General features: G+C 68.1%; 22 protein-coding genes. 6 read left to right on the top strand and 16 right to left on the bottom strand.

The features are described 5' to 3' along the window. The first annotated feature begins 32 nt into the window (after nt 1-32). The gene (locus AC5Y5Z_RS02135) at nt 33-884 is read left to right on the top strand and encodes a RecB family exonuclease (protein ID WP_463824418.1); all 852 of its coding nucleotides are present in this window, start codon (nt 33-35) and stop codon (nt 882-884) included. Continuing rightward, nucleotides 881-1678, top strand: coding sequence for a thioesterase family protein (locus AC5Y5Z_RS02130; RefSeq protein ID WP_499923096.1), 798 nt, complete (start codon nt 881-883; stop codon nt 1676-1678). The genes AC5Y5Z_RS02135 and AC5Y5Z_RS02130 overlap by 4 nt, the downstream gene beginning before the upstream one ends. A gap of 79 nt (nt 1679-1757) precedes the next feature. Here the strand turns inward: AC5Y5Z_RS02130 and AC5Y5Z_RS02125 are convergent, their stop codons facing one another. The 5 genes from AC5Y5Z_RS02125 to metH all read right to left on the bottom strand — a co-directional run bounded on the left by AC5Y5Z_RS02125 (nt 1758) and on the right by metH (nt 8708). After that, on the bottom strand, nt 1758-3128 hold the full coding sequence (locus tag AC5Y5Z_RS02125) for an FAD-containing oxidoreductase (RefSeq protein WP_499923095.1): 1371 nt from the start codon (nt 3126-3128) through the stop codon (nt 1758-1760). Further along, nucleotides 3125-3607: a DUF4126 domain-containing protein gene (locus AC5Y5Z_RS02120; RefSeq protein ID WP_499923094.1), complete on the bottom strand. Its 483-nt coding sequence runs from the start codon at nt 3605-3607 to the stop codon at nt 3125-3127. The genes AC5Y5Z_RS02125 and AC5Y5Z_RS02120 overlap by 4 nt, the downstream gene beginning before the upstream one ends. 106 nt (nt 3608-3713) lie before the next feature. Further along, nucleotides 3714-4559, bottom strand: a complete 846-nt coding sequence (hisG, locus tag AC5Y5Z_RS02115; protein ID WP_463824422.1) for an ATP phosphoribosyltransferase — start codon at nt 4557-4559, stop codon at nt 3714-3716. A gap of 2 nt (nt 4560-4561) precedes the next feature. Beyond that, nucleotides 4562-4843: a phosphoribosyl-ATP diphosphatase gene (locus tag AC5Y5Z_RS02110; protein WP_463824908.1), complete on the bottom strand. Its 282-nt coding sequence runs from the start codon at nt 4841-4843 to the stop codon at nt 4562-4564. Between the two features lie 73 nt (nt 4844-4916). Then, on the bottom strand, nt 4917-8708 hold the full coding sequence (gene metH / locus AC5Y5Z_RS02105) for a methionine synthase (protein WP_499923092.1): 3792 nt from the start codon (nt 8706-8708) through the stop codon (nt 4917-4919). 350 nt (nt 8709-9058) lie between these two features. On the opposite strand from metH, the gene AC5Y5Z_RS02100 reads away from it, so the two are divergent. Beyond that, nucleotides 9059-9949, top strand: a complete 891-nt coding sequence (locus AC5Y5Z_RS02100; RefSeq protein WP_499923091.1) for a PAC2 family protein — start codon at nt 9059-9061, stop codon at nt 9947-9949. Between the two features lie 12 nt (nt 9950-9961). On the opposite strand, the gene AC5Y5Z_RS02095 is transcribed toward AC5Y5Z_RS02100, so the two are convergent. From AC5Y5Z_RS02095 to AC5Y5Z_RS02055, 9 genes are all read right to left on the bottom strand, one after another. Then, nucleotides 9962-11140, bottom strand: coding sequence for an FAD-dependent monooxygenase (locus tag AC5Y5Z_RS02095; protein ID WP_499923089.1), 1179 nt, complete (start codon nt 11138-11140; stop codon nt 9962-9964). A gap of 4 nt (nt 11141-11144) precedes the next feature. Further along, nucleotides 11145-12047 carry an SDR family oxidoreductase gene (locus AC5Y5Z_RS02090; protein ID WP_499923088.1) on the bottom strand — a complete coding sequence of 301 codons (903 nt, stop codon included), beginning with the start codon at nt 12045-12047 and terminating at the stop codon, nt 11145-11147. 24 nt (nt 12048-12071) lie between these two features. Further along, nucleotides 12072-13307 carry a cysteine--1-D-myo-inosityl 2-amino-2-deoxy-alpha-D-glucopyranoside ligase gene (gene mshC, locus AC5Y5Z_RS02085; RefSeq protein WP_499923086.1) on the bottom strand — a complete coding sequence of 412 codons (1236 nt, stop codon included), beginning with the start codon at nt 13305-13307 and terminating at the stop codon, nt 12072-12074. A gap of 320 nt (nt 13308-13627) precedes the next feature. Then, a complete protein-coding gene (locus AC5Y5Z_RS02080) occupies nt 13628-14416 on the bottom strand; it encodes a 3'(2'),5'-bisphosphate nucleotidase CysQ (protein WP_463824428.1) in 789 nt (262 codons plus the stop codon). Nucleotides 14417-14433: 17 nt separating this feature from the next. Continuing rightward, nucleotides 14434-15249: an SCO1664 family protein gene (locus tag AC5Y5Z_RS02075; RefSeq protein WP_463824429.1), complete on the bottom strand. Its 816-nt coding sequence runs from the start codon at nt 15247-15249 to the stop codon at nt 14434-14436. Continuing rightward, the gene (locus tag AC5Y5Z_RS02070; protein WP_463824430.1) at nt 15233-15820 is read right to left on the bottom strand and encodes a DUF3090 domain-containing protein; all 588 of its coding nucleotides are present in this window, start codon (nt 15818-15820) and stop codon (nt 15233-15235) included. The genes AC5Y5Z_RS02075 and AC5Y5Z_RS02070 overlap by 17 nt, the downstream gene beginning before the upstream one ends. Nucleotides 15821-15884: 64 nt before the next feature. Beyond that, the gene (locus AC5Y5Z_RS02065) at nt 15885-16607 is read right to left on the bottom strand and encodes a histidine phosphatase family protein (protein ID WP_463824431.1); all 723 of its coding nucleotides are present in this window, start codon (nt 16605-16607) and stop codon (nt 15885-15887) included. Further along, nucleotides 16604-17434: an undecaprenyl-diphosphate phosphatase gene (locus AC5Y5Z_RS02060; protein ID WP_499923185.1), complete on the bottom strand. Its 831-nt coding sequence runs from the start codon at nt 17432-17434 to the stop codon at nt 16604-16606. The genes AC5Y5Z_RS02065 and AC5Y5Z_RS02060 overlap by 4 nt, the downstream gene beginning before the upstream one ends. A gap of 63 nt (nt 17435-17497) precedes the next feature. Beyond that, a complete protein-coding gene (locus tag AC5Y5Z_RS02055) occupies nt 17498-17800 on the bottom strand; it encodes a hypothetical protein (RefSeq protein ID WP_463824432.1) in 303 nt (100 codons plus the stop codon). A gap of 157 nt (nt 17801-17957) precedes the next feature. Between AC5Y5Z_RS02055 and AC5Y5Z_RS02050 the strand changes: the two genes are divergently transcribed. From AC5Y5Z_RS02050 to AC5Y5Z_RS02040, 3 genes are read left to right on the top strand one after another with little or no spacing between them, the layout of a single operon-like run. Continuing rightward, the gene (locus tag AC5Y5Z_RS02050; protein WP_499923183.1) at nt 17958-18932 is read left to right on the top strand and encodes a YncE family protein; all 975 of its coding nucleotides are present in this window, start codon (nt 17958-17960) and stop codon (nt 18930-18932) included. Then, on the top strand, nt 18929-19171 hold the full coding sequence (locus AC5Y5Z_RS02045; protein ID WP_463824433.1) for a DUF5703 family protein: 243 nt from the start codon (nt 18929-18931) through the stop codon (nt 19169-19171). The genes AC5Y5Z_RS02050 and AC5Y5Z_RS02045 overlap by 4 nt, the downstream gene beginning before the upstream one ends. Before the next feature lie 2 nt (nt 19172-19173). Then, the gene (locus AC5Y5Z_RS02040) at nt 19174-20250 is read left to right on the top strand and encodes a quinone-dependent dihydroorotate dehydrogenase (RefSeq protein ID WP_499923182.1); all 1077 of its coding nucleotides are present in this window, start codon (nt 19174-19176) and stop codon (nt 20248-20250) included. Here AC5Y5Z_RS02040 and AC5Y5Z_RS02035 read toward each other — a convergent pair. Further along, on the bottom strand, nt 20247-20807 hold the full coding sequence (locus AC5Y5Z_RS02035) for an alpha/beta hydrolase (protein ID WP_463824434.1): 561 nt from the start codon (nt 20805-20807) through the stop codon (nt 20247-20249). The two genes, AC5Y5Z_RS02040 and AC5Y5Z_RS02035, sit on opposite strands and share 4 nt — an antisense overlap. Before the next feature lie 28 nt (nt 20808-20835). Next, nucleotides 20836-21363, bottom strand: a complete 528-nt coding sequence (locus AC5Y5Z_RS02030) for a YbhB/YbcL family Raf kinase inhibitor-like protein (protein ID WP_463824435.1) — start codon at nt 21361-21363, stop codon at nt 20836-20838. Nucleotides 21364-21378: the final 15 nt, after the last annotated feature.

Below are 21378 nucleotides of genomic sequence, written 5' to 3'. Positions count from 1 at the left end.
GATTTGTCGTAGGCCGGTCATAAGCTGCGAATATGACCAATCAGCTGGCGGCTGCCCCGCCGGTTGCGCACAGCTCGCGGCCGGCGTTGTCCCCGTCGCGGGCTGCGGACTTCAAGCAGTGCCCGCTGCTGTACCGGTTCCGGGCGATCGACCGGCTACCGGAGGCGCCGTCCACACCCCAGCTGCGCGGGTCCTTGGTGCACGCCGCCTTGGAGCGGCTGTACGGCTTGCCCGCCGGGCAGCGCGATCCGCAGACCGCCAGCGCTTTGGTCGAGCCGGCGTGGGAGCAGGTGCTGGCCCGCGAGCCGGACCTGCTCGCCGGACTGGAACCCGATCAGCGGACCCAGCTGCTCGACGAGGCGCGGGCGCTGCTGGCGGGTTACTACCGGCTCGAGGATCCGACCCGTTTCGACCCGCAGTGCTGCGAGCAGCGGGTCGAGGTCGAACTGGCCGACGGCACCTTGCTGCGCGGCTACATCGACCGGATCGACGTCGCTGCCACCGGTGAGCTGCGCGTGGTCGACTACAAAACCGGCAAGGCGCCGCCGGAAGCGCGCGCCCTGGCCGAATTCAAGGCCATGTTCCAGATGAAGTTCTATGCGGTGGCGTTGTTTCGCTCGCGTGGCGTGCTGCCTACCCGGCTGCGGCTGATCTACCTCGCCGACGGTCAACTGCTGGACTACACGCCGGACCGTGACGAACTGCTGCGATTCGAGAAGACACTGATGGCGATGTGGCGCGCGATCCAAGCTGCCGGCCAGACAGGCGATTTCCGGCCCAGCCCATCGCGGTTGTGCAACTGGTGTGCCCACCAGGTGCACTGCCCAGCCTTCGGTGGCACCCCGCCGCCCTACCCGGGCTGGCCGACCGAACCGGCGGCATGAGCGGCAGCTTTTACCGCCGTCTACCCCGACTCGGCGACGGCGATGAACGGTTTGAATCGACGGAATTCACGCGCAGCAACTGGGGGCCGGATCTGCAGCACGGGTCTCCGCCGATGGCGCTGCTGACCAAGCTGGTGGAAGAACTCTCGGCGGGATCAGGCTTGCGAATCGGCCGACTCAGCCTGGACATTCTGGGCGCAATCCCGGTCGCCCCGGTGCGTGCCCGCGCCTGGATGCAGCGGCCGGGATCGCGGGTGGCGATGATGTCGGCTGAGATGCACGTCGACCGGACGGATGGCTCCACCCGCGCCGTCGCGCGCCTGTCCGCGTGGTTGATCGCGGTATCCGACACCGCCGACGCCGCCTCGGACCGCTATCCGCCGGTACCAGAAGGTCCCGCCCAGCCCGTCCCGGACGTATTCGCCGATGCCGGGGGCTATTTCGATGCGATCACCTGGCGCCCGCAGCGCGTGGACGACGGCGCCGAGGCGCTGTCCTGGTTCAGTCCGATCGTGCACATCGTCGACGCCGAGGAGACGACGGCCCTGCAGCGCCTCGCCGCCGTGGTGGACTGCGCGAACGGGGTCGGCAAAATTCTGGATCCGGGCGAATTCGCGTTCATGAACACCGACACCGTGGTGCATCTGCATCGACTGCCCGTCGGCAACGACTTCGCGCTGCGTGCCCGCGCGTCCGTCGGCCCGGACGGCGCCGGGGTGACCACGGGCGAGATCTTCGATACCGCGGGATTCATCGGCACCTCCGCGCAGACGCTGTTGATCCAACGGCGATAGCGCAGCGGCGCAGGCGCTGGCCTCTCTCAGCCACCGGCGGCGCGGGCCGTGCGGTGCCGGGATCTGACCTGCAGATCCCCTAGTCCAGCGCCGTCAACTCCTGCAGCACCGTGGGAATCAGTTCGCTGACCGTCGGATGGATGTGCATGGTGCGCGACAGCGTGGTGTACGGCGCTTTGGCTGACATGACGTCCAAGACGCAGTGCACGGCCTCGTCACCGCCGACACCGAAGATCGCCGCGCCCAAGATCTCGTCGGTGTCGGCGTCGACCACGATCTTCATGAACCCCTGTGTCTCACCCTTTTCCACGGCCCGGCCGACCCGCGTCATCGGCCGCTTGCCGACCAGCACCGTGCGGCCCGAGTCGCAGGCCTGCCGGACGGTCATACCGGCGCGCCCCAGCGGCGGGTCGATGTAGAGGGCGTAGGTGGTGATGCGATCGCTGACCTTGCGGGAGTCGTCATCGAGCAGGTTGGCGGCTACGATCTCGAAGTCGTTGTAGGAGGTGTGGGTGAAAGCACCCTTGCCGTTGCAGTCCCCCAGCGCCCAGATGTGGTCGACGTTGGTCTTGAGTTGGTCGTCGACTTCGATGTAGCCGCGCGCGTCGATCTGCACACCGGCCGCGTCTAGGCCGAGTTCGTCGGTGTTGGGCTGGCGGCCCACCGCAATCAGTAGATGAGTCCCCGCGATCGCATCGGCACCGGCACTCGGCGTGAGTTCAAATCCGTTGTCACGCTTACTGACTCGTACACCGTCGGCGCCGGTGACGACGATGATGCCTTCAGCTTCCAGGATCTCGCGGATGGTCGCCGACACGTCTTCGTCCTCACGGGCGGCCAACCGCGGCCCCCGCTCGACGACGGTCACCCGGGCACCGAAGCGGCGGTACATCTGCGCGAACTCCAGCGCGATGTAACTACCGCCGACGATCACGAGATGCTCGGGCACCGTGTCGAGGTCGAGCACCGAAACATTGGTCAGGTAGTCGACCTCCGCCAAGCCGGGGATGTCCGGCACCACCGCACGGCCGCCGACGTTGAGGAAGATCCGGTCGGCGCGCAGCAGTTCGTTCCCGACCCGCACGGTGTGCGGATCCTCGAATCGTGCGTGTCCGCGGAAGACGGTGCAGCCCTTCATGCCGTCCAACCAGGATTCGACGCCGTGGCGGTCCTTGAGCATGATGTCGTCTTTGCGGGCTTTGACCTTGCCCATGTCGATGGTGACCGGTCCGGTCCCGACTCCGTAATCCGCGCCACGCCGCGCCAGGTGCGCGGCATGGGCGCTGGCCACCAGGGTCTTGGTGGGGATGCAGCCGTAGTTGACGCAGGTGCCGCCGACGTGCTGGCGCTCGATGACTGCGACCCGCTGTCCGGCGGCGGTCAGCCGCCCGGCCAACGGCGGTCCGGCCTGGCCGGCGCCGATGACGATCGCGTCGAACGTCTGCGTCACAAAGCTGCCGCGACGGCGACGATGGCGAACGCGCCCAGCACGGCAACCGCGTCTTCGAGCAGGGCGATCGGCAGGTCGTGGCCGCCGTTCTTGGCCACCAGCGCGCGCCGGGCCTGGTAGCCGCCGATGGTGCCGAGCACGGCCCCGACGATGCCCGCCCCCAGAGCCGCCCACTTGTGCCCCCACGCGGTGCCGAGGACCGCGCCGGCGAACCCGCCGGTGATCAGCCGGACCGCGAACACCGGTGTCGCGGTGCGTGGCGGCGTCTTGGGCAGTTTGTCGTTGACCAGCTCGGCGACTGCCAGCAGGCTCAGGATCACCACGGTCACCAGGTTGCCGACCCAGGCAGCCCAGGTTCCGGTCAGGTTGAGCCAGCTCAGCGCCACCGCCCAGGCGACTGCAGCAGGCGCCGTCAGGGATCGCAGACCCGCCACGACACCGATGAGCATGGCCAGCAGCAGGACAGTAACTTGCGTCACAGCAATCCCTCCTGGGACAGACGTAGCGCCTGGACACGGCGGCCGGACTTCCGTGGATGCACGGGTTCCAGCGGGACGCTAGCACAGCTAACGTCCGGGCAGCGGGTCAGAATCTGCAGAACCTGATGTCTGAGGCCAGGATCGCCTTGGCCCCGATCACGGCCAGCTGGTCCATGATTCCGTTGACGTCGCGGCGCGGCACCAGCGCGCGGACCGCGACCCACTGCGGGTCGGCCAGCGGGGCGATGGTCGGCGACTCCAGACCCGGGGTGATCGCGGTCGCCTTGTCCAGCACCGAGCGCGGGCAGTCGTAGTCGAGCATCAGGTATTGCTGACCGAACACCACGCCCTGCACCCGGGCGATCAATTGGTCACTGGCAGCGCCGGATTGGCTGTCTGCGCGTTCGATCAGCACCGCTTCCGAATCGCACAGCGGCTCACCGAAAGCCACCAGATCATGCAGGCTCAGGGTGCGTCCGGAGCCCACCACATCGGCGATGGCGTCGGCAACCCCCAGTTGCACGGAAATCTCCACGGCGCCATCGAGTCTGATGACAGTGGCATCAATGCCTTTGTCGGCCAGATCTTTTCGCACCAAATTGGGGTAGGCGGTGGCGATGCGCTTACCCGCCAGATCCGCCGTCGTCCAGTCCAGCCCGGCCGGGCCGGCATAGCGGAACCTCGACGACCCGAAGCCCAGCGCCAGCCGTTCCCGCACCGGCGCGTCGGAGTCCAGCGCCAAATCGCGTCCGGTGATGCCGAAGTCGAGTTCCCCGGAACCGACGTAGATGGCGATGTCCTTGGGCCGCAGGAAGAAGAATTCGACGTTGTTGGCGGGATCGATGACGGTCAGGTCTTTGGGATCGGTGCGTCGGCGGTAGCCGGCCTCAGACAGGATCTCGGCGGCCGGTTCGCTCAACGCGCCCTTGTTGGGTACCGCCACGCGCAGCATGCTCACAGCTTCCGGTAGACGTCATCGAGGGACAGGCCGCGGGCGATCATCAATACCTGCGTCCAGTACAGCAACTGGCTGATCTCTTCGGCCAGCGCCGCGTCGGGTTCGTGCTCGGCAGCCAGCCACACCTCGCCGGCCTCCTCCAAGATCTTTTTGCCCAGCGCGTGCACGCCGGCGTCCAGCGCTGCCACGGTGGCGCTGCCCGCCGGCCGGGTGCGGGCGCGTTCGCCGAGTTCGGCGAACAGATCTTCGAAGGTCTTCACGGCCAGCGATTGTTCCACGTCCGTGCCGAACAGACGCAAAAGCACCCGATACGCCGGGTTTAAGGGCGCTTTTGCGTCTGCTCGCCCAAGTTCAGTCCTCCGGGTTGTAGCCGAGATTGGGGGCCAGCCAGCGCTCGGCTTCCCGCAGGGTCCAACCCTTGCGCTTGGCGTAGTCGGCGACCTGGTCCTGGGCCATCCGGCCGACCACGAAATACTGCGACTGCGGGTGGGAGAAATACCAGCCGCTGACCGCGGCACCGGGCCACATCGCCATCGACTCGGTGAGTTCGATGCCGGTGCGTTCTTTGACGTCCATCAGCTTCCACAGCGTCACCTTCTCGGTGTGCTCCGGGCAGGCCGGGTAACCGGGGGCGGGCCGGATGCCCTGGTACTTCTCGCTGATGAGCGCCTCGTTGTCCAGGTGCTCGTCCGGCTGGTATCCCCAGAATTCCTCGCGGACCCGCTGGTGCATCCGTTCGGCGAACGCCTCGGCGAGGCGGTCGGCGATCGACTCCAGCAGGATCGCGCTGTAGTCGTCGAGAGCCTCTTTGAACTCCATGATCTTTTCCTGGCCGCCCAGCCCGGAGGTGACGGCGAAGGCGCCGACATAGTCGCGCAGGCCCGTTTCCTTCGGGGCGATGAAGTCGCCCAGCGACCGGTTGGGGATGCCGTCGCGGTGCTCACCCTGCTGACGCAGATTGTGCAACGTGGTCAACACCTCGGTACGGGTGTCGTCGGTGTAGACCTCGACGTCGTCCCCGACTGCATTCGCCGGGAAAAAGCCGATCACCCCGTTGGCGGTCAGCCACTTCTCCTTGATCAGGGTGTCGAGCATCTGTTGCGCATCGTCGTACAGCTTGCGGGCCGCCTCACCCGAGGCGGGGTTGTTGAGGATGTCGGGGAACCGGCCCTTCATCTCCCAGGCGTTGAAGAACGGCTGCCAGTCGATGTATTCGCGCAGCTCGGCGAGGTCGTAATCGAGAAACTCGCGGACCCCGAGGCCCGCGGCGGGTACCGGCGGCGTGTAACCGTCCCAGTCGATCGGCGTCCGGTTGGCGCGGGCCTTCTCCAGGGTCAGCGTCGGGCGCTCGTTCTTCTGGGCGTGCCGTTCGCGCAGCGATGCGTAGTCCTTTTCGGTGGCTTCCAACAGGGCCGGTCGCTGCTTGTCGTCGAGCAGCGCGGCGGCGACCGGCACCGACCGGGAGGCGTCCTTGACCCAGACCACCGGTCCACTGCGACGCGGTGAGACCTTGACCGCCGTGTGCGCGCGCGAGGTGGTCGCACCACCGATCAGCAGCGGGATCTCCAGCCCCTCGCGTTCCATCTCGACGGCGAAGTTGACCATCTCGTCCAGCGACGGGGTGATCAATCCGGACAGCCCGATGATGTCGGCGTCGTGCTCCTTCGCCGCGGCCAGGATCTTCTCGGCGGGCACCATCACCCCGAGGTCGATCACTTCGAAGTTGTTGCACTGCAACACGACTCCGACGATGTTCTTACCGATGTCGTGCACGTCACCCTTGACGGTCGCCATCACGATGGTGCCGTTGGTGTCCTTGCCGGCTTTTCCATCCTGGGCGGCCCCGGAGTCCGCTTTCTCCTGCTCGATGAACGGCAGCAGGTAGGCCACGGCCTTCTTCATCACCCGGGCCGACTTCACCACCTGAGGCAGAAACATCTTGCCTGCGCCGAACAGGTCGCCGACGACGTTCATGCCGTCCATCAGCGGGCCCTCGATCACCTCGATCGGGCGACCACCTGCCGCGGCGATCTCGGCACGCAGCTCTTCGGTGTCGTCGTCGACGTTGGCGTCGATACCTTTGACCAGGGCGTGCGTGATCCGCTCGCGCACCGGCAGGCTGCGCCATTCAGCGGCCTTCGGGTCTTCGGACTTCTCCGTCTTGTTGAACCGCTCGGCGATCTCCAGCAGCCGCTCGGCGGCGTCCTCGCGACGGTTCAGCACGACGTCTTCGATCCGGTCCCGCAGCTCGGGATCGATCGAGTCATACGGCACCAGGGCGCCGGCGTTGACGATGCCCATGTCCAGGCCGGCCTTGATGGCGTGGAACAGGAACACCGCGTGGATCGCCTCGCGCACGGGGTTGTTGCCGCGGAACGAGAACGACACGTTCGAGATGCCGCCGGAGATGTGCACCCCGGGCAGGTTCTCTTTAATCCAGGCGCATGCCTCGATGAAGTCGATGCCGTAGGTCGCGTGCTCCTCGATGCCGGTGGCCAGCGCGAAGCAGTTCGGGTCGAAGATGATGTCTTCGGCCGGGAAGCCGACATCTTCGGTCAGGATCCGGTAGGCGCGCCCGCAGATTTCCTTGCGACGCTCGAGGTTGTCGGCCTGCCCCTGTTCGTCGAAGGCCATTACGACGACGGCCGCGCCGTACTTGCGGCACAACCGTGCCTCGCGGATGAACTTCTCCTCGCCCTCCTTCATGGAGATCGAGTTGACGATCGGCTTGCCCTGCACGTTTTTCAGGCCGGCCTCGATGACCTCCCACTTGGAGGAGTCGATCATCACCGGCACGCGGCTGATGTCTGGTTCGGCGGCGATCAGCTTGGTGAACCGGTCCATCGCGGCGACGCCGTCGATCATGCCCTCGTCCATGTTGATGTCGATGACCTGCGCACCGACCTCGACCTGCTGCAGGGCGACCGACAGGGCGGTGTCGTAGTCCTCGGCCTTGATCAGGTTGCGGAACCGGGCCGAGCCGGTGATGTTGGTGCGCTCACCGATGTTGACGAACAGGGAATCGTCGGTGATGTTGAGCGGCTCCAACCCGGACAGCCTCGTGGCCACCGGGATCTGCGGCACCTCACGCGGGGATTTCCCCTCGACCACCTTGGCGATCTCGGCAATGTGCGGCGGCGCCGTCCCACAGCAGCCACCGACCAGGTTGACCAGCCCGGCCTCGGCGAACTCGGCGATGTAGGAGGCCTGGCGCTCCGGGGACTCGTCGTATTCGCCGAAGGCGTTGGGCAGGCCGGCGTTCGGGTAACAGGAGACGAACGTGTCCGCGATCCGCGACACCTCGGCGATGTAGGGCCGCATCTCCGGCGCACCCAGGGCGCAGTTGAGGCCGACCGCGATGGGCCTGGCGTGCCTGATCGCGTTCCAGAACGCCTCGGTGACCTGCCCGGACAAGGTCCGCCCAGAGGCATCGGTGATGGTGCCCGAGATGATCAGCGGCCAGCGGCGACCACGTTCCTCGAACAGTGTCTCGACCGCGAACACCGCCGCCTTAGCGTTCAGCGAGTCGAAGATCGTCTCGATCATGAGCAGGTCGGCACCGCCGTCGACCAGGCCGTTGGCCGATTCGAGGTAGGCGGCCACCAGCTGGTCGTAGGAGACGTTGCGGGCGCCGGGGTCGTTGACGTCCGGCGAGATCGACGCGGTGCGCGTCGTCGGGCCGATGGCACCAGCCACGTAGCGGGGCTTGTCCGGCGTGCTGAACTCGTCAGCGGCTTTGCGGGCCAGCGCCGCACCGGCGTAGTTCAGCTCATAACTCAGGTCCGCCATGTCATAGTCGGCGAGCGAGATCGCGTTCGCGTTGAAGGTGTTGGTCTCCAGGATGTCGGCGCCCGCCTCGAGGTACTCGCGGTGGATGCCCTCGATGATCTGCGGTTGGGTCAGCGTGAGCAGGTCGTTATTGCCCTGCAGAGCGGTCGGCCACTCGGTGAACCGGTCGCCGCGATATCCGGCCTCGTCCGGGCGGTCGCGCTGAATCGCCGTGCCCATCGCGCCGTCGATCACCAGGATCCGCTGGCGCAGGGCGGCCGCCAGCTCGTCGGTGCAGTCCGGGCGGATGTTCGGCTCGAAAATGTTCGACGCGGCGTTATTCGACTGAGCGGCGTTCACGTACGTTCCTTCCACAGCGGAAGGCGTCCTTGAGATCTGCCGAGCGTGGCGGATGGCCGGTGCTGACCCCGGACTCCGTTGCAACGCCTCTCGACCCGGCAAGTCTACGTCGGTCTTCCGACATCTGGACGCCCAGCTAGACCCGACCCGGATCTTATCGGCAATGTCGTTGTCACCAGGGTCAACCAGCTCACCGTCGCAGCTATTTCCGCCACGAGCGTCCTCACAATGCCGGTCTGAGGGCTGATTTGCCGCACATGTGGAGGCGCTCAGCGCAGCAGGACCATCCTCGCTTAAGGCGATCGGTCCCGGCGCACCGCACGTCCGGATCGGTATGGCACCCGCAACGCCGTTAGGCTGACTGGATGACACTTCCCGACGGTGACCAGGACGGCGGCGACACGCTGCCGCGCCTGCAGAACACCGTCGTGGTGGCGGCGTTCGAAGGCTGGAACGACGCCGGTGACGCGGCCAGCGACGCGGTGGCTCACCTGTTCGACATCTGGGACGCCGCTCCCATCGTCGAGATCGACGACGAGGCCTACTACGACTACCAGGTCAACCGGCCGGTGATCCGCCAGGTCGACGGCGTCACCCGGGAGCTGGAATGGCCGGCGATGCGGATTTCGCACTGCCGCCCCCCTGACAGCGACCGCGACGTCGTGCTGATGTCCGGGGTCGAGCCGAACATGCGGTGGCGCACCTTCTGCGACGAACTGCTGGCGGTGATCGACAAGCTCAACGTCGACACCGTGGTGATCCTCGGCGCCCTACTGGCCGACACGCCGCACACCCGGCCGGTGCCGGTCTCGGGGGCGGCATATTCGTCGGAGTCGGCGCGGCTGTTCGGCTTGGAGGAAACCCGCTACGAGGGGCCCACCGGCATCGCCGGCGTCTTCCAGTACGCCTGCGTCGCGGCCGGTATCCCGGCCGTCACGTTCTGGGCGGCGGTGCCGCACTACGTGTCCCACCCGCCCAATCCGAAAGCGACGGTGGCGCTGCTGCACCGCGTCGAGGAGGTACTCGACGTCGAGGTGCCACTGGCCGACCTGCCCGCGCAGGCCGAGGCGTGGGAGCAGGAGATCACCGAGATGGCCTCCGACGACCAGGAACTGGCCGAATACGTGCAGTCGCTCGAACAGCACGGCGACGCCGCCGTGGACGTCAACGAGGCGCTCGGCCAGATCGACGGCGACGCGCTGGCCGCCGAATTCGAGCGGTATCTGAAGCGGCGCCGGCCGGGATTCGGGCGCTAGCCTCAGTCGGGCTCAGTTGGGCTCAGTCGTGCCCCGGCGCAGCATCGCGACGACGGTCGTCGGTTCGCCGGCCAGCGCTGTGGAGATGAACCGGTTGATCAGTGGGCGTGCGGTGAACCGCAACGCAACGCGACGCGAGGTCGGCAGCGTCCAGCAGCCGGTATCGCGGGTGACCTTCTGTTTATCCTCAACCACCCACCGCCACAGCTTCTCGTAGAAGTCCAGCGCCCGCTCAACCGTAGAGGTAGTGCGCAGCTGCTCGGCCAGCACGTAGGCCCCGGCCACCGCCAGCGACGGGCCGTGCGGGGCAAGCGGTGAGACCGCGGCGGCAGCATCACCGATCAGCACCACGCGGCCCTTGCTCCAGCGGGGCATGATGACCTGAGCGGCCGCCTGGTAGTAGATCTGCTCCGACGGTGGGCAACGGTCCAGAATCGCCGGCACCAACCACCCCATCCCGGCAAACTTCTCCCGGACGACGCCGCGCGGGTCGTCGGCCAGCGTCGGGTCGGCAGCGGCGAATGTCCCGCACACTGCGGCGCGACCGTCCGGAAGGAAGAAGGTGTCCAGCTGGCGTTCGAGGGTGTCGGTCAGGACGATCTGCTCGACATCGGCCTGACGGCCGATGTCGGTGGCGTCGCACACGAAAGCGGCGCAGTGAAATCCGAGATAGCGCAGGTAATCCGACTCGGCCCCGAACACCATCGCCCGCACCGTCGAGTGAATGCCGTCGGCGCCGATCAGCAGATCGGCCACCAGCTGCTCCCCGCTGTCCAGCGTCACCGAGATGCCGTCGTCGTTGTCGGTCACCGCGGACAGCGAGGTGCCCAAACGCACCTCGACGGCCTCGGGCAGATTGCCGCGCAACACGCTGGTCAAGTCGGCCCGCAACATGCTGGACACCCGGCCGCCGAGCGCCTTGGCGATCTGGTTGTACGGCAGGTCGGCCCGCCGGCGACCCTGCTCATCGACCAGCGTGGCCTCGTCGATGCGGTAGGAGACGTCTTTGACGGCGGGCAGCACGCCGATCGCCTCGGCAGCCTCGTATCCGGCGCCATAGAAGTCGATCAGGTAGCCCCGCTCGTCAGGCTCGGGCGTTCGTTCCAGCACGACGACGTCGGCGCCCAGGCTCGACATGCGCTCTGCCGCGGCCAGCCCGGCGATGCCGGCACCGCAAATGATGACCTTCACGGCGTCATGGATTCGGCGGTTTCTCCAGACCCTGCGTGTAGGCGCTGGTGTAACGCCCGAGCGCGGCGACCTGCTCGTCCATCTTGGGCACCACCTCGACCGCGGCCCGGCTGGTCGGCAGGGTGCCGAGCCGGGTGGTCAGCACCGGCTTGAGCCACCGGAATCCCGCGACCCATTCCGGGCAGTAGATGTGGTCCTTGCGGCCTTCGATGCCTTTGACGAACGCCGTGGCGCACTTGTCGACCGAGGTCGTCTTGTTCAGCGGGAACGGCAATTTGGCGAGCAGTTCGCCGAACGCGGGCAGATCGCCCTTGGTGTCGCGGACCAGCGCGGTGTCGATCCACGACATGTGCGCCGAACCGACGGCGACGCCGAGCGGCGCGACCTCCAGGCGCAACGCGTTGGCCAGATGTTCGTTGCCGGCCTTGGACATGTCATAGGCGGCCATCCCCGGCGCGGCGGCGAACGCCGCCAGCGACGAGACGACCAGCACGTACCCGCGGCGGTCGATGATGGCCGGCAGGGCGGCGCGCACGGTGTAGAAGACGCCGAGCAGGTTGACGTCGATCACCCGCTTGAAGGCCTCCGGGTCGATGTTGAGCACCGACCCGTAGCTGGCGATGCCGGCGTTGGCCATGACCACGTCGATGCCGCCGAACTTCTCGACTCCCTGAGCGACGGCCGCCTGCATCGCCGGCAGGTCCCGCACGTCGGCGACCACGGTCAGCACCCGCTCGTCCCCGCCGAGTTCGCTCGCGATCGTCGTCAGCTCTTCTTCACCCAGATCGGTGAGCACGAGCTTGGCGCCTTTGCGGTGCAGGCGACGGGCGACTTCCGCGCCGATCCCCCGCCCGGCGCCCGTGATGAGAACGACTTTGTCCTGCACTGTGCCCTGCACCCGAGTCATGGCCGAAAACGTACCATCGCGGACTTACAGGTCCACTCCCAGCAGGGCGTCCACCGCGGTCGCCACCAATCCTGGCGCCGCCTCGTCGTGACCGCCGTAGTCGAGCGCATCGGTGGTCCAACCATCAAGTGCGGCAACCGCTTTGGGGGTGTCGAGGTCGTCGGCCAGGTAGCGGCGCACCCGGGCCAGCACGTCGGCGGCGTCGGGCCCGGCGGGCAGCACGGTCGCCGAGCGCCAACGGTTCAGGCGACTCTCTGCTTCGTCGAGCACCGCCTGGCTCCAATATCGGTCGGCACGGTAATGGCCGGCCAGCAGGCCCAACCGCACCGCAGAGGGGTTGACCCCCTGGGTTCGCAACTTCGAGACCAGCACCAGGTTGCCGCGGCTCTTGGACATCTTGTGCCCGTCCCAGCCGATCATCCCGGCGTGCACGTAGTGGCGCGCGAATCTGCGTTCACCGGTCACGCATTCGGCGTGCGCGGCGGTGAACTCGTGGTGCGGGAAGATCAGATCGCTGCCGCCACCCTGGATGTCGAGTTCGCTGCCGATGCGGCTCAGGGCGATCGCCGCGCACTCGACGTGCCAGCCCGGGCGGCCCGGCCCGAACGGCGAGGGCCAGGACGGCTCGCCGGGCCTCACCGCGCGCCACAGCAGCGCGTCGAGTTCGTCGGTCTTGCCGGGGCGGTGCGGGTCGCCACCACGCTGTTCGAACAGCTCCAGCATGGTGTCGCGGTCGTAGCCGGACTCGTAGCCGAACTGCAGGGTGGCGTCGGCGCGGTAGTAGACGTCGGGGTACTCGCCGTCCACGACGTAGGCTGCGCCGGCTGCCACCATCTTCTCGACGAGTTCCACGACCTCGGCGACCGCTTCGGTGGCTGCGACATAGTCGTGCGGCGGCAGGACCCGTAGCGCGGTCATGTCCTGCCGGAACAGCTCGGTCTCCCGGTCGCCGAGATCGCGCCAGTTGACGCCGTCGCGGTCGGCGCGCTCGAACAGCGGGTCGTCGACGTCGGTGATGTTCTGGACGTAGTGCACATCGTGGCCCAGGTCGAGCCACAGCCGGTGGATCAGGTCGAAGGCGAGGTAGGTGGCGGCGTGGCCCAGATGCGTGGCGTCATAGGGCGTGATGCCGCACACGTACATGGACGCTTTCGGGCCGGGGGTTACCGGTCGGACCTGACGGTCGGCGGTGTCATAGAGCCGCAGCTCGGGGCCGCGTCCCGGCAGGGCCGGGACCGGCGGAGAAGACCACGACCGCATGGCTCGTACTTTAGGCGTGGCGACGATGCAGCCCACGCAGCGGGCTGAGAAGAAGGCGCGCAATCAGACCCCGCGTGGCGACGATGCAGCCCGCGCAGCGGGCTGAGAAGGAGGCGCGCAATCAATCCCGCCGGACGATGCAGCCGTTCATGAGCAGCGCGGGCCGGCAATTGAGTGTGAAGACACGGATTTTAGAGTGAGCTGAGGGCGCTTCTTTCGCGATTCTGCCGCACTGCGCTCACACTCAACGCCGTCGGCTCACACTCAAGGCCGTCAGCTCACACCCAACGCCGTCGGCTCGCCCGGTGACCGAACCAGGGTCACCACCACGACTGGCGGATCGCGTCCAGCAGGATCGGCGCCACCTCGCTGCGGCACATCAGCAGATCCGGCAGGTAGGGGTCCAGCTGGTTGTACAGCAACGGCGAGCCGTCCAGGCGCGAGGCGTGCATCCCGGCGGCCAGCACCACACCGGCCGGCGCGGCCGAATCCCACTCCCACTGCCCGCCGGCGTGCACGTAGGCGTCGGCCACCCCGTCGATGACCGCCATTGCCTTGGCGCCCGCCGACCCGATCCGCACCAGCTCGATGTCGATGAGCTGACGCATGCGGTAGAGGATGGCCGGCGGGCGGGTGGCGCTCGCAGCGATGCGGATGACGTCGGGAACGCCGACGGGCGCGGCATCCGCGGTGACGGTGTCCGTGCGGTACACGATGTTGCCGCGCGCCGGCAGCGACACCGCGGCGTCGGTAATTTGATGCCTGCCATTGGACGGGCGTTGCCACAGCGCGATGTGCACCGCCCAGTCGTCGCGGCCCCGCATGGAGAACTCGCGGGTGCCGTCCAGCGGGTCGATGATCCACACCCGGTCGGATTTCAGCCGGACCAGGTCGTCGTGAGCTTCCTCACTGAGCACTGCGTCCTCGGGCCGCGCAACCGCAAGGCGACGCAAGATCAGGGAGTTCGCCCGGCGGTCACCGGCATCGCCCAGCTCCCAGGGGTAGTCGAAACCGACCTCGTCGCGCACCTTGAGCAGCAGCTTTCCCGCGTCGACGGCCAGCTCCGCGGCCAGCGCGGCGTCCGTCAGGTCGCTCGCGGCCGGGTTCACCGCCCCAGTATCGCCGGTCAGAACGCCGGCCACGGAATCGGGCGGTGCCGGTTCGGGCTGGGCATCACCGGATCGTCCAGCAACGCGTGCGCGCGGCGGGTCAGCGCCGCGATCTCTGCGGTGGTGATCCGGCCCCGCAGCTCGGCGGCCAGCGGGCCGCGCAGCGCGTCGACCAGCCCGGCGACCGCTTCCAGCGTCGGTTCGTCGATCGGCTTGCCGGCCCACCCCCACAGCACGGTGCGCAGCTTGTCCTGCACGTGCAGGCTCACGCCGTGGTCGACCCCGTAGACGTTGTCGTCCAGTCCGTGCAGGACGTGGCCGCCCTTGCGGTCGGCGTTGTTGACCAGGATGTCGAAGACCGCCATGCGCCGCAGTCGCGCGTCGTCTGCGTGCATCAGCACCACCTCGTCACCGGCATAGTCGTAGGCCCGCAGCACCGGCAGGTAACCGGGCTCCGGTTTGCCGGTGGGAAACAGATCCACCAGGTCGGGGCCGGGCCGCGGATCGGAGTCGGCGGCATCGCCGGGCTGCTGCACCCACAGCTGCAGCATGCCGGGACCGGCGGGCCCGTCGCGAATGATGGTGTGCGGCACAATGTTCCACCCCAGCGCCTGCGATACCAGATAGGCCCCGAGTTCGCGGCCGGCCAACGTGCCGTCGGGAAAGTCCCACAGGGGTTGCTCCCCGGCGACCGGCTTGTAGACGCAGTGCACGGCCACCGAACCCAGCGCTGCCTCGCAGAGGAAGGTGGCGTTGCTCGCCGAGCGTATCCGGCCGAGGACTGTCAGTTCGCCGTCCCGCAGCGCCTCGCGTTCGTCAGACCTCGGGTTCATCGGTGGACCCGAAGAGCGCGTCGCGCCGGTAGCCGTTGGTGCGTGCGCAGATGTGTCCCTCGGGATCCAGCGGTTCATCGCACAACGGGCACGGCGGACGGCCGGCCGAGATGACGCGGTTGGACCGGGTCGCGAACTGGCGGGCCGACTCCGGGGTCAGAAACACCCGCACCGCATCGGGACCTTCGTCGGTGTCGTCGAGCACCACTGAAGCGTCGAACTCTGCATCAGTGACAGCCAGCAGCTCGACCACCACGGTCTGCGCCTCGGAATCCCAGCCCAGCCCCATCGTCCCGACCCGGAATTCGGCGTCCACCGGCATGGTCAATGGGCTCAGGTCGTCGACCTCGGTGGGTTCGGGGGGCACCGGCGTGCCGAAGCGCCGATTGACCTCGAGCAGCAGCGCGCCGATCCGTTCGGCCAGCACCGCGACCTGCTGTTTTTCCAGCACCACCGACACCACTCGGGAGTCGTGCTCCGCCTGGATGTAGAAGGTGCGGTTTCCGGGCTGCCCGACGGTCCCGGCCACGAAGCGGTCGGGTGTACGGAATACGTGAATTGCGCGGGCCATGGCTCTTCCAAAATACCGTGCAGGTGATGTCGCTGTGCGACTCGTATTCCCAGGGCGCGCCCCGCTAACCGGTGGAGCCACCCACCACGGCGTCGCTGGAAGCCACTTCGCCGTCCGACGCCTCCGCGGGCTTTTCCTCCGGCTGAGCTGGAGGCGCCGCGTGCAGGCCGGCCGACAGCCGCGCCCCGGTGTGATTGACGTGCAACACAAACGGGCGCAGCGGCGAGTAGCGCACCACGCTCACCGACGCCGGATCAGCGTTGACGCGCTGGAAGCTGTCCAGGTGCATCCCGTAGGCGTCGGCGATCACCGCTTTGATGACGTCGCCATGGGTGCAGGCCACCCACAGCGCGTCACCGCCGTGCTGCTCGCCGAGGCGGCGGTCGTGCTCCCGGATGGCGGCCACCGCGCGAGCCTGGACCTGTGCCAGGCCTTCCCCGCCCGGAAACACCGCCGCGCTGGGATGGGCCTGCACCACACGCCACAGCGGCTCGCTGACCAGCTCGCCGATCTTGCGGCCGGTCCATTCGCCGTAGTCGACTTCGGCGATCCGGTCCTCGACCAGCGGCTCCAGACACAGCGCCTCAGCCAGCGGCTCCACGGTGCGACGGCACCGCAGCAGCGGCGAAGTCACCACCGCTTGGATCGACAGATCACCGATCCGATCGACCAGCCCGGCGGCCTGCTGGCGTCCCTTGTCGTCGAGGTCGACGCCCTCGGAGCGGCCGGCCAGGGTCCCCGCTGTGTTCGACGTGGACCGGCCGTGACGCACCAGCAGCACGGTCATGTCGCCGCGACCGTCCCGGTCGCCAGCAGGATCAGCACTGCGCCACCGACCAGCACCCGATACCCGACGAACCAGTACATGTTGTGCCGCACCAGAAAACGCAGGAACCACGACACCGCGGCCAGGCCGATCCCGAACGCGATCAGGGTCGATGCCAGCAGCTGTGGGCCGGTGGCGCTCATCCCTTCGGTGACCGGGTGGAAAGCGTCGGGCAGCGAGAACAGGCCGGAGGCGAGCACCGCCGGGATGGCCAGCAGGAAACCGAAGCGGGCGGCCAGTTCGCGTTCCAGCCCCAGGAACAACCCCGCGCTGATGGTCGCCCCGGAGCGCGACACTCCCGGTACCAGCGCCAGGCACTGCGCGCCGCCCACGATGACGGCGTCACGCCAGTTCAGATGTTCCATGTCGCGTCGTTGCCGGCCCAGATATTCGGCCAGCGCGATCACCCCCGAGAACACCACCAGCGCCGCGGCCACCACCCACAGATTGCGCACGCCGGACCGGATCAGATCTTTGAACAGCAGGCCCAGCACGCAGATCGGAATGGTGCCGATGATGACGTACCAGCCCAGCCGGTAGTCGGCGTCGCGCTGAGACTTCACGATCAGCCCGTTGAACCACGAACGCAGGATGCGCACGATGTCGCGCCCGAAGTAGAGCAGAACCGCGGCCTCGGTCCCCAGTTGGCTGACCGCGGTGAACGACGCACCGGCGTCCCCGCTGAAGAACACCCGCGACACGATCGCCAGATGCCCCGAGGACGAGACCGGCAGAAACTCCGTGAGTCCCTGCACCACGGAAAGGACGACGACTTGTCCCCAGGACATGGGCACGACGGCGGACACGACGACGACCGTACCTGGTTGAGGGTGGAGCTTGCGGAGACCGGTTCAGCGCGCGACGGGTACCGCGTGGGCGACGGAGTCGCGTACCGCGGCGGCTAGGCTGCGTTCATCGGTGAGGTCGATGTCGCGGACGCTGCGCACAGCGCGCGCCACCACGTCTTCATCCTGCGGAACGGGTCCCGAGAGGCGGGGCCGGTAGATTTCAACGACGAGCGCATGGTGCTCGATGTGGAAGGAGAAGCTGCGGCCATCCCCGACCTGTCCATACCCGCTGGCGAAGATTCCAGCGCTGATGTCCTCGAAAACAAACTCATGGTTTGCAATATGCCGGTCAACGATGACGGTCATACGGGCAGAATACCCCCGCCGTACCGTTTCACACCGCCAAAATGACGGAATTGAGCGCGGTGCCGTTCCTTCGACAAGCCAGGGTTGCCGCCGACGTCGCGGGAGTGGTCGGTTGAGGTCACCGAATCGGTGCGCGGTGGCGCTGCTGACGCTGCTGATGCTGGTGGCTGGGTGTTCGTCAGATGGGCTGACGGCCGCGCCACCCACCATCCAACCCGCCGGTCCCGCGGTGGCACCGCCCGCTGCGAATCCGGCCGGCACGGTGCGACCACTCGGGGGGCACCCGCAACGCGCCGTATTCGACGCCGGCACCGGCCAGTTGGTGGTCCTGTCCCCCGGCCCCGACCCGGCCGCACCCGCCAGCATCGCCCTGATCGGCGCGCAGGCCGCACCGCGCGAGATCCCACTGCCCGGACCCGCGACCGCGTTGGCCGGCGACGGGCGCGGGACGGCCTACCTGGCGACCTCGGGCGGTTACCTGACCGTCGACCTGGCGCGCGGCACCAGCACCGCGGTGCGCGTCGCCGAGCGGGTGGATTTCACCGCGATCGCGCGGCGTGCCGACGGCAGGCTGGTGTTGGGCAGCGCCGACGGCGCGGTATACACGCTCGACGGCGGCGTACGGCCAACAAACATCGCCAACCGCACCAAGATCTTCGCGCGCGTCGATGCGCTTGCGACACAAGGCGATACGACCGTTGTGCTGGACTGCGGGCAGACCTCGGTGACGTCGATCGGCGCCGACGGCCGCGCCGAGCAGGCGCTGCGGGCCGGGGAGGGGGCGACGACGCTCACCGTCGACCCGGCGGGCCGGGTGCTGGTCGCCGACACCCGCGGCGGCCTGCTGCTGGTGTACGGCGTGAACCCGCTGATCCTGCGTCAGGCGTTCCCGGTGCGCCGGGCGCCCTACGGTCTGGTCGGGTCCAACACCTTGGCGTGGGTGTCCCAGACGGCGTCCAACGAGGTCGTTGGTTACGATCTGAGCACCGGAATCCCCGTGGAAAAGGTGCGTTACCCAACCGTGCAGCAACCGAACTCGCTGGCCTTCGACGAGGCGTCGGACACCTTGTATGTGGTGTCCGCGTCCGGTGCGGGAGTTCAGGTCATCGAGCACGCGGCGGGCCGGCAGTGACGGCGCCGCGGTGGAGCCGACTGCCCGCCGGGTGGGAAGCGGACATGTCCGACGAGTACGAGTGGGCCCCGCTGCGGCTGCCGCCGGATGTCACCCGGCTCAGCGCGTCCACCCGGCTGTCGATCGAGGCGGAGTACCGCGGCTGGGAGCTGACCCGGGTGCGGCTCTACACCGATGGCAGCAGGCGGGTATTGTTGCGGCGCAAGAAGATTCGTGTAACCGAACCGTCGGAACCGTGAGCGTGTACGGTCTGCTGCGTGGCGTGCTGTTCCAGGTGCCGGCCGAACGCGTGCACACCCTGGTCTTTGCTGCGCTGCGCGGTGCCACCGCCGGCGGGCCGGCCCGCCGCGCGCTGAGCCGGAGACTGGCCCCGACGGATCCGATCCTGGCCAGCACCGTGTTCGGGGTGCGTTTTCCGGCGCCCCTGGGGTTGGCGGCCGGCTTCGACAAGGACGGGACCGGCCTGTCAGTCTGGGGCGCAATGGGTTTCGGGTACGCCGAGATCGGCACCGTCACCGCCCACGCGCAGCCCGGCAATCCGACTCCGCGGTTGTTCCGGCTGCCCGAGGATCGCGCCCTGCTCAACCGGATGGGCTTCAACAACCACGGCGCCGGCGCGCTGGCCGCGCGGCTGGCCCAGTGGGTGCCCGAGGTGCCGCTCGGGGTGAACATCGGCAAGACCAAGACCGCCGCCGACGCGGTGGAAGACTACCGGGCCAGCGCCCGGCTGTTGGCGCCGCTGGCGTCGTATCTGGTGGTCAACGTCAGTTCGCCAAACACACCGGGCCTGCGTGATCTGCAGGCGGTGGAGTCCCTGCGGCCGGTGCTCTCGGCCGTGCTGGCCGAAGCCCCCACGACGCCGGTGCTGGTCAAGATCGCTCCCGACCTCGCCGATGCCGAAATCGACGACATCGCCGATCTGGCCGTGGAGTTGGGTCTGGCGGGCATCGTGGCCACCAACACCACTGTGTCGCGGGACGGCCTGCGCACGCCCGGCGTCGACGAGTTGGGCCCCGGCGGCATCTCCGGCCCGCCGGTGGCGCGACGCGCTGTGGCGGTGCTGCGCCGACTGTATGCGCGTGTCGGGGATCGGTTGGCGCTGATCAGCGTGGGCGGCATCGAGACCGCTGACGACGCCTGGGAGCGCATCGTGTCCGGAGCCTCGCTGCTGCAGGGTTACACCGGCTTCGTCTACGGAGGAGGCCTGTGGGCCAAGCACATTCACGACGGCCTCGCCCAGCGGTTGCGCGACGGCGGCTTCCGCGGGCTGGGTGACGCCGTCGGATCCGCGGTCGGCAGAGAGACACCGCCGGGTTAGCTCAACTGGTCGGCGATGAAATCGGCGGTGCGCGAGTGCCATTCGCGCCAATGCCGGATCATGTGGTGGCCGACCCCCTCGATGCCCACCCACTGGGCGTCCACCCCGCGCTGCCGGGCGCGCTGCGTCTGCGCACGGGAGATCTGCGGGTCGGTGCGAGTATCCGCGCTGCCGTGCACCACCAGCAGCCGCGTACCGACCGGGATCAGATCGCCCTTGTCGCCATGCCACCACGGCGCCAAGGCCACCACCGCATCGATGCCACCCTCAGCGGCCAGGTGCGCCGCGACCCGCCCGCCCATCGAATGTCCAACCAGCACAACCTTTTCCGGCTCGCAGCGGGCGCGGAGCAGACGGAGCACGGTCCGGGCGTCACCTACCGGATCCTGGCGTGGGCTGTTCCACCCCCGCAGCCGGTAGCGCACCAGAACCACTTTGACACCGCGTCCGAGCCGACGCCGCAGGGCGTAGACAAGGAAAGCCATCCGCAACCCGGCCGGCTGCCACCACCGAAACGTTTGCTCGCTGCGGACCTGCCCACCCGGCAGCACCAGCACGCAGCCGCGCATCGAGCGTGCCCGGCGCCTACTTCTGCTCGTAGGTCGCGTGGATCACGGCCCGGGCGATCGCGTGCTGGAAGAGGTTGAAACCCAGGTAGGCGGGGCTGGCGTCTTCGTCGAGTTCGAGTTTGTCGACATCCACCGCGTGTACGGCGACGTAGTAGCGGTGCGGCCCGTGCCCGGGCGGTGGGGCCGCGCCGATGTAGCGTCGCTGCCCGGCATCGTTGAGCAGCGTCAGCGCGCCGCCCGGCAGGTTGTTGCCGTCGCCGGCGCCGGCCGGAAGTTCAGTGACGTCGACCGGCAGGTTGGCCACCGCCCAGTGCCAGAATCCGGAGGCGGTGGGCGCGTCCGGGTCGTAGACGGTGACCGCGAAGCTGCGCGTCTCCGCCGGGAAGTCCGACCAGCTCAGTTGCGGGCTCACGTCCTCACCGCCGGCGCCCATGATTCCGCTGACCTGAGCGTTGGCCAGCGATTCTCCGTCGGTGATCGACTCCGAGGTCAGGGTGAACGACGGCAGGTCGGGCAACGCGTCATAGGGATTGGGCACAGTCATGAACAGTCCTTTCGT

This window comes from Mycobacterium sp. NGS29, from assembly GCF_059812965.1.
Note: the sequence above shows the minus strand (reverse complement) of the source record. Positions and strands in the feature narration are given on the sequence as shown.

What these genes read in the sequence shown, in the direction of transcription:
- AC5Y5Z_RS02135 (WP_463824418.1), top strand. Translation starts at nt 33, where the DNA reads ATGACCAATCAGCTGGCGGCTGCCCCGCCGGTTGCGCACAGCTCGCGG.
- AC5Y5Z_RS02130 (WP_499923096.1), top strand. Translation starts at nt 881, where the DNA reads ATGAGCGGCAGCTTTTACCGCCGTCTACCCCGACTCGGCGACGGCGAT.
- hisG (WP_463824422.1), bottom strand. Translation starts at nt 4,559, where the DNA reads ATGCTGCGCGTGGCGGTACCCAACAAGGGCGCGTTGAGCGAACCGGCC.
- AC5Y5Z_RS02100 (WP_499923091.1), top strand. Translation starts at nt 9,059, where the DNA reads ATGACACTTCCCGACGGTGACCAGGACGGCGGCGACACGCTGCCGCGC.
- AC5Y5Z_RS02090 (WP_499923088.1), bottom strand. Translation starts at nt 12,047, where the DNA reads ATGACTCGGGTGCAGGGCACAGTGCAGGACAAAGTCGTTCTCATCACG.
- mshC (WP_499923086.1), bottom strand. Translation starts at nt 13,307, where the DNA reads ATGCGGTCGTGGTCTTCTCCGCCGGTCCCGGCCCTGCCGGGACGCGGC.
- AC5Y5Z_RS02075 (WP_463824429.1), bottom strand. Translation starts at nt 15,249, where the DNA reads ATGAACCCGAGGTCTGACGAACGCGAGGCGCTGCGGGACGGCGAACTG.
- AC5Y5Z_RS02070 (WP_463824430.1), bottom strand. Translation starts at nt 15,820, where the DNA reads ATGGCCCGCGCAATTCACGTATTCCGTACACCCGACCGCTTCGTGGCC.
- AC5Y5Z_RS02065 (WP_463824431.1), bottom strand. Translation starts at nt 16,607, where the DNA reads ATGACCGTGCTGCTGGTGCGTCACGGCCGGTCCACGTCGAACACAGCG.
- AC5Y5Z_RS02060 (WP_499923185.1), bottom strand. Translation starts at nt 17,434, where the DNA reads ATGTCCTGGGGACAAGTCGTCGTCCTTTCCGTGGTGCAGGGACTCACG.
- AC5Y5Z_RS02055 (WP_463824432.1), bottom strand. Translation starts at nt 17,800, where the DNA reads ATGACCGTCATCGTTGACCGGCATATTGCAAACCATGAGTTTGTTTTC.
- AC5Y5Z_RS02050 (WP_499923183.1), top strand. Translation starts at nt 17,958, where the DNA reads ATGCTGGTGGCTGGGTGTTCGTCAGATGGGCTGACGGCCGCGCCACCC.
- AC5Y5Z_RS02030 (WP_463824435.1), bottom strand. Translation starts at nt 21,363, where the DNA reads ATGACTGTGCCCAATCCCTATGACGCGTTGCCCGACCTGCCGTCGTTC.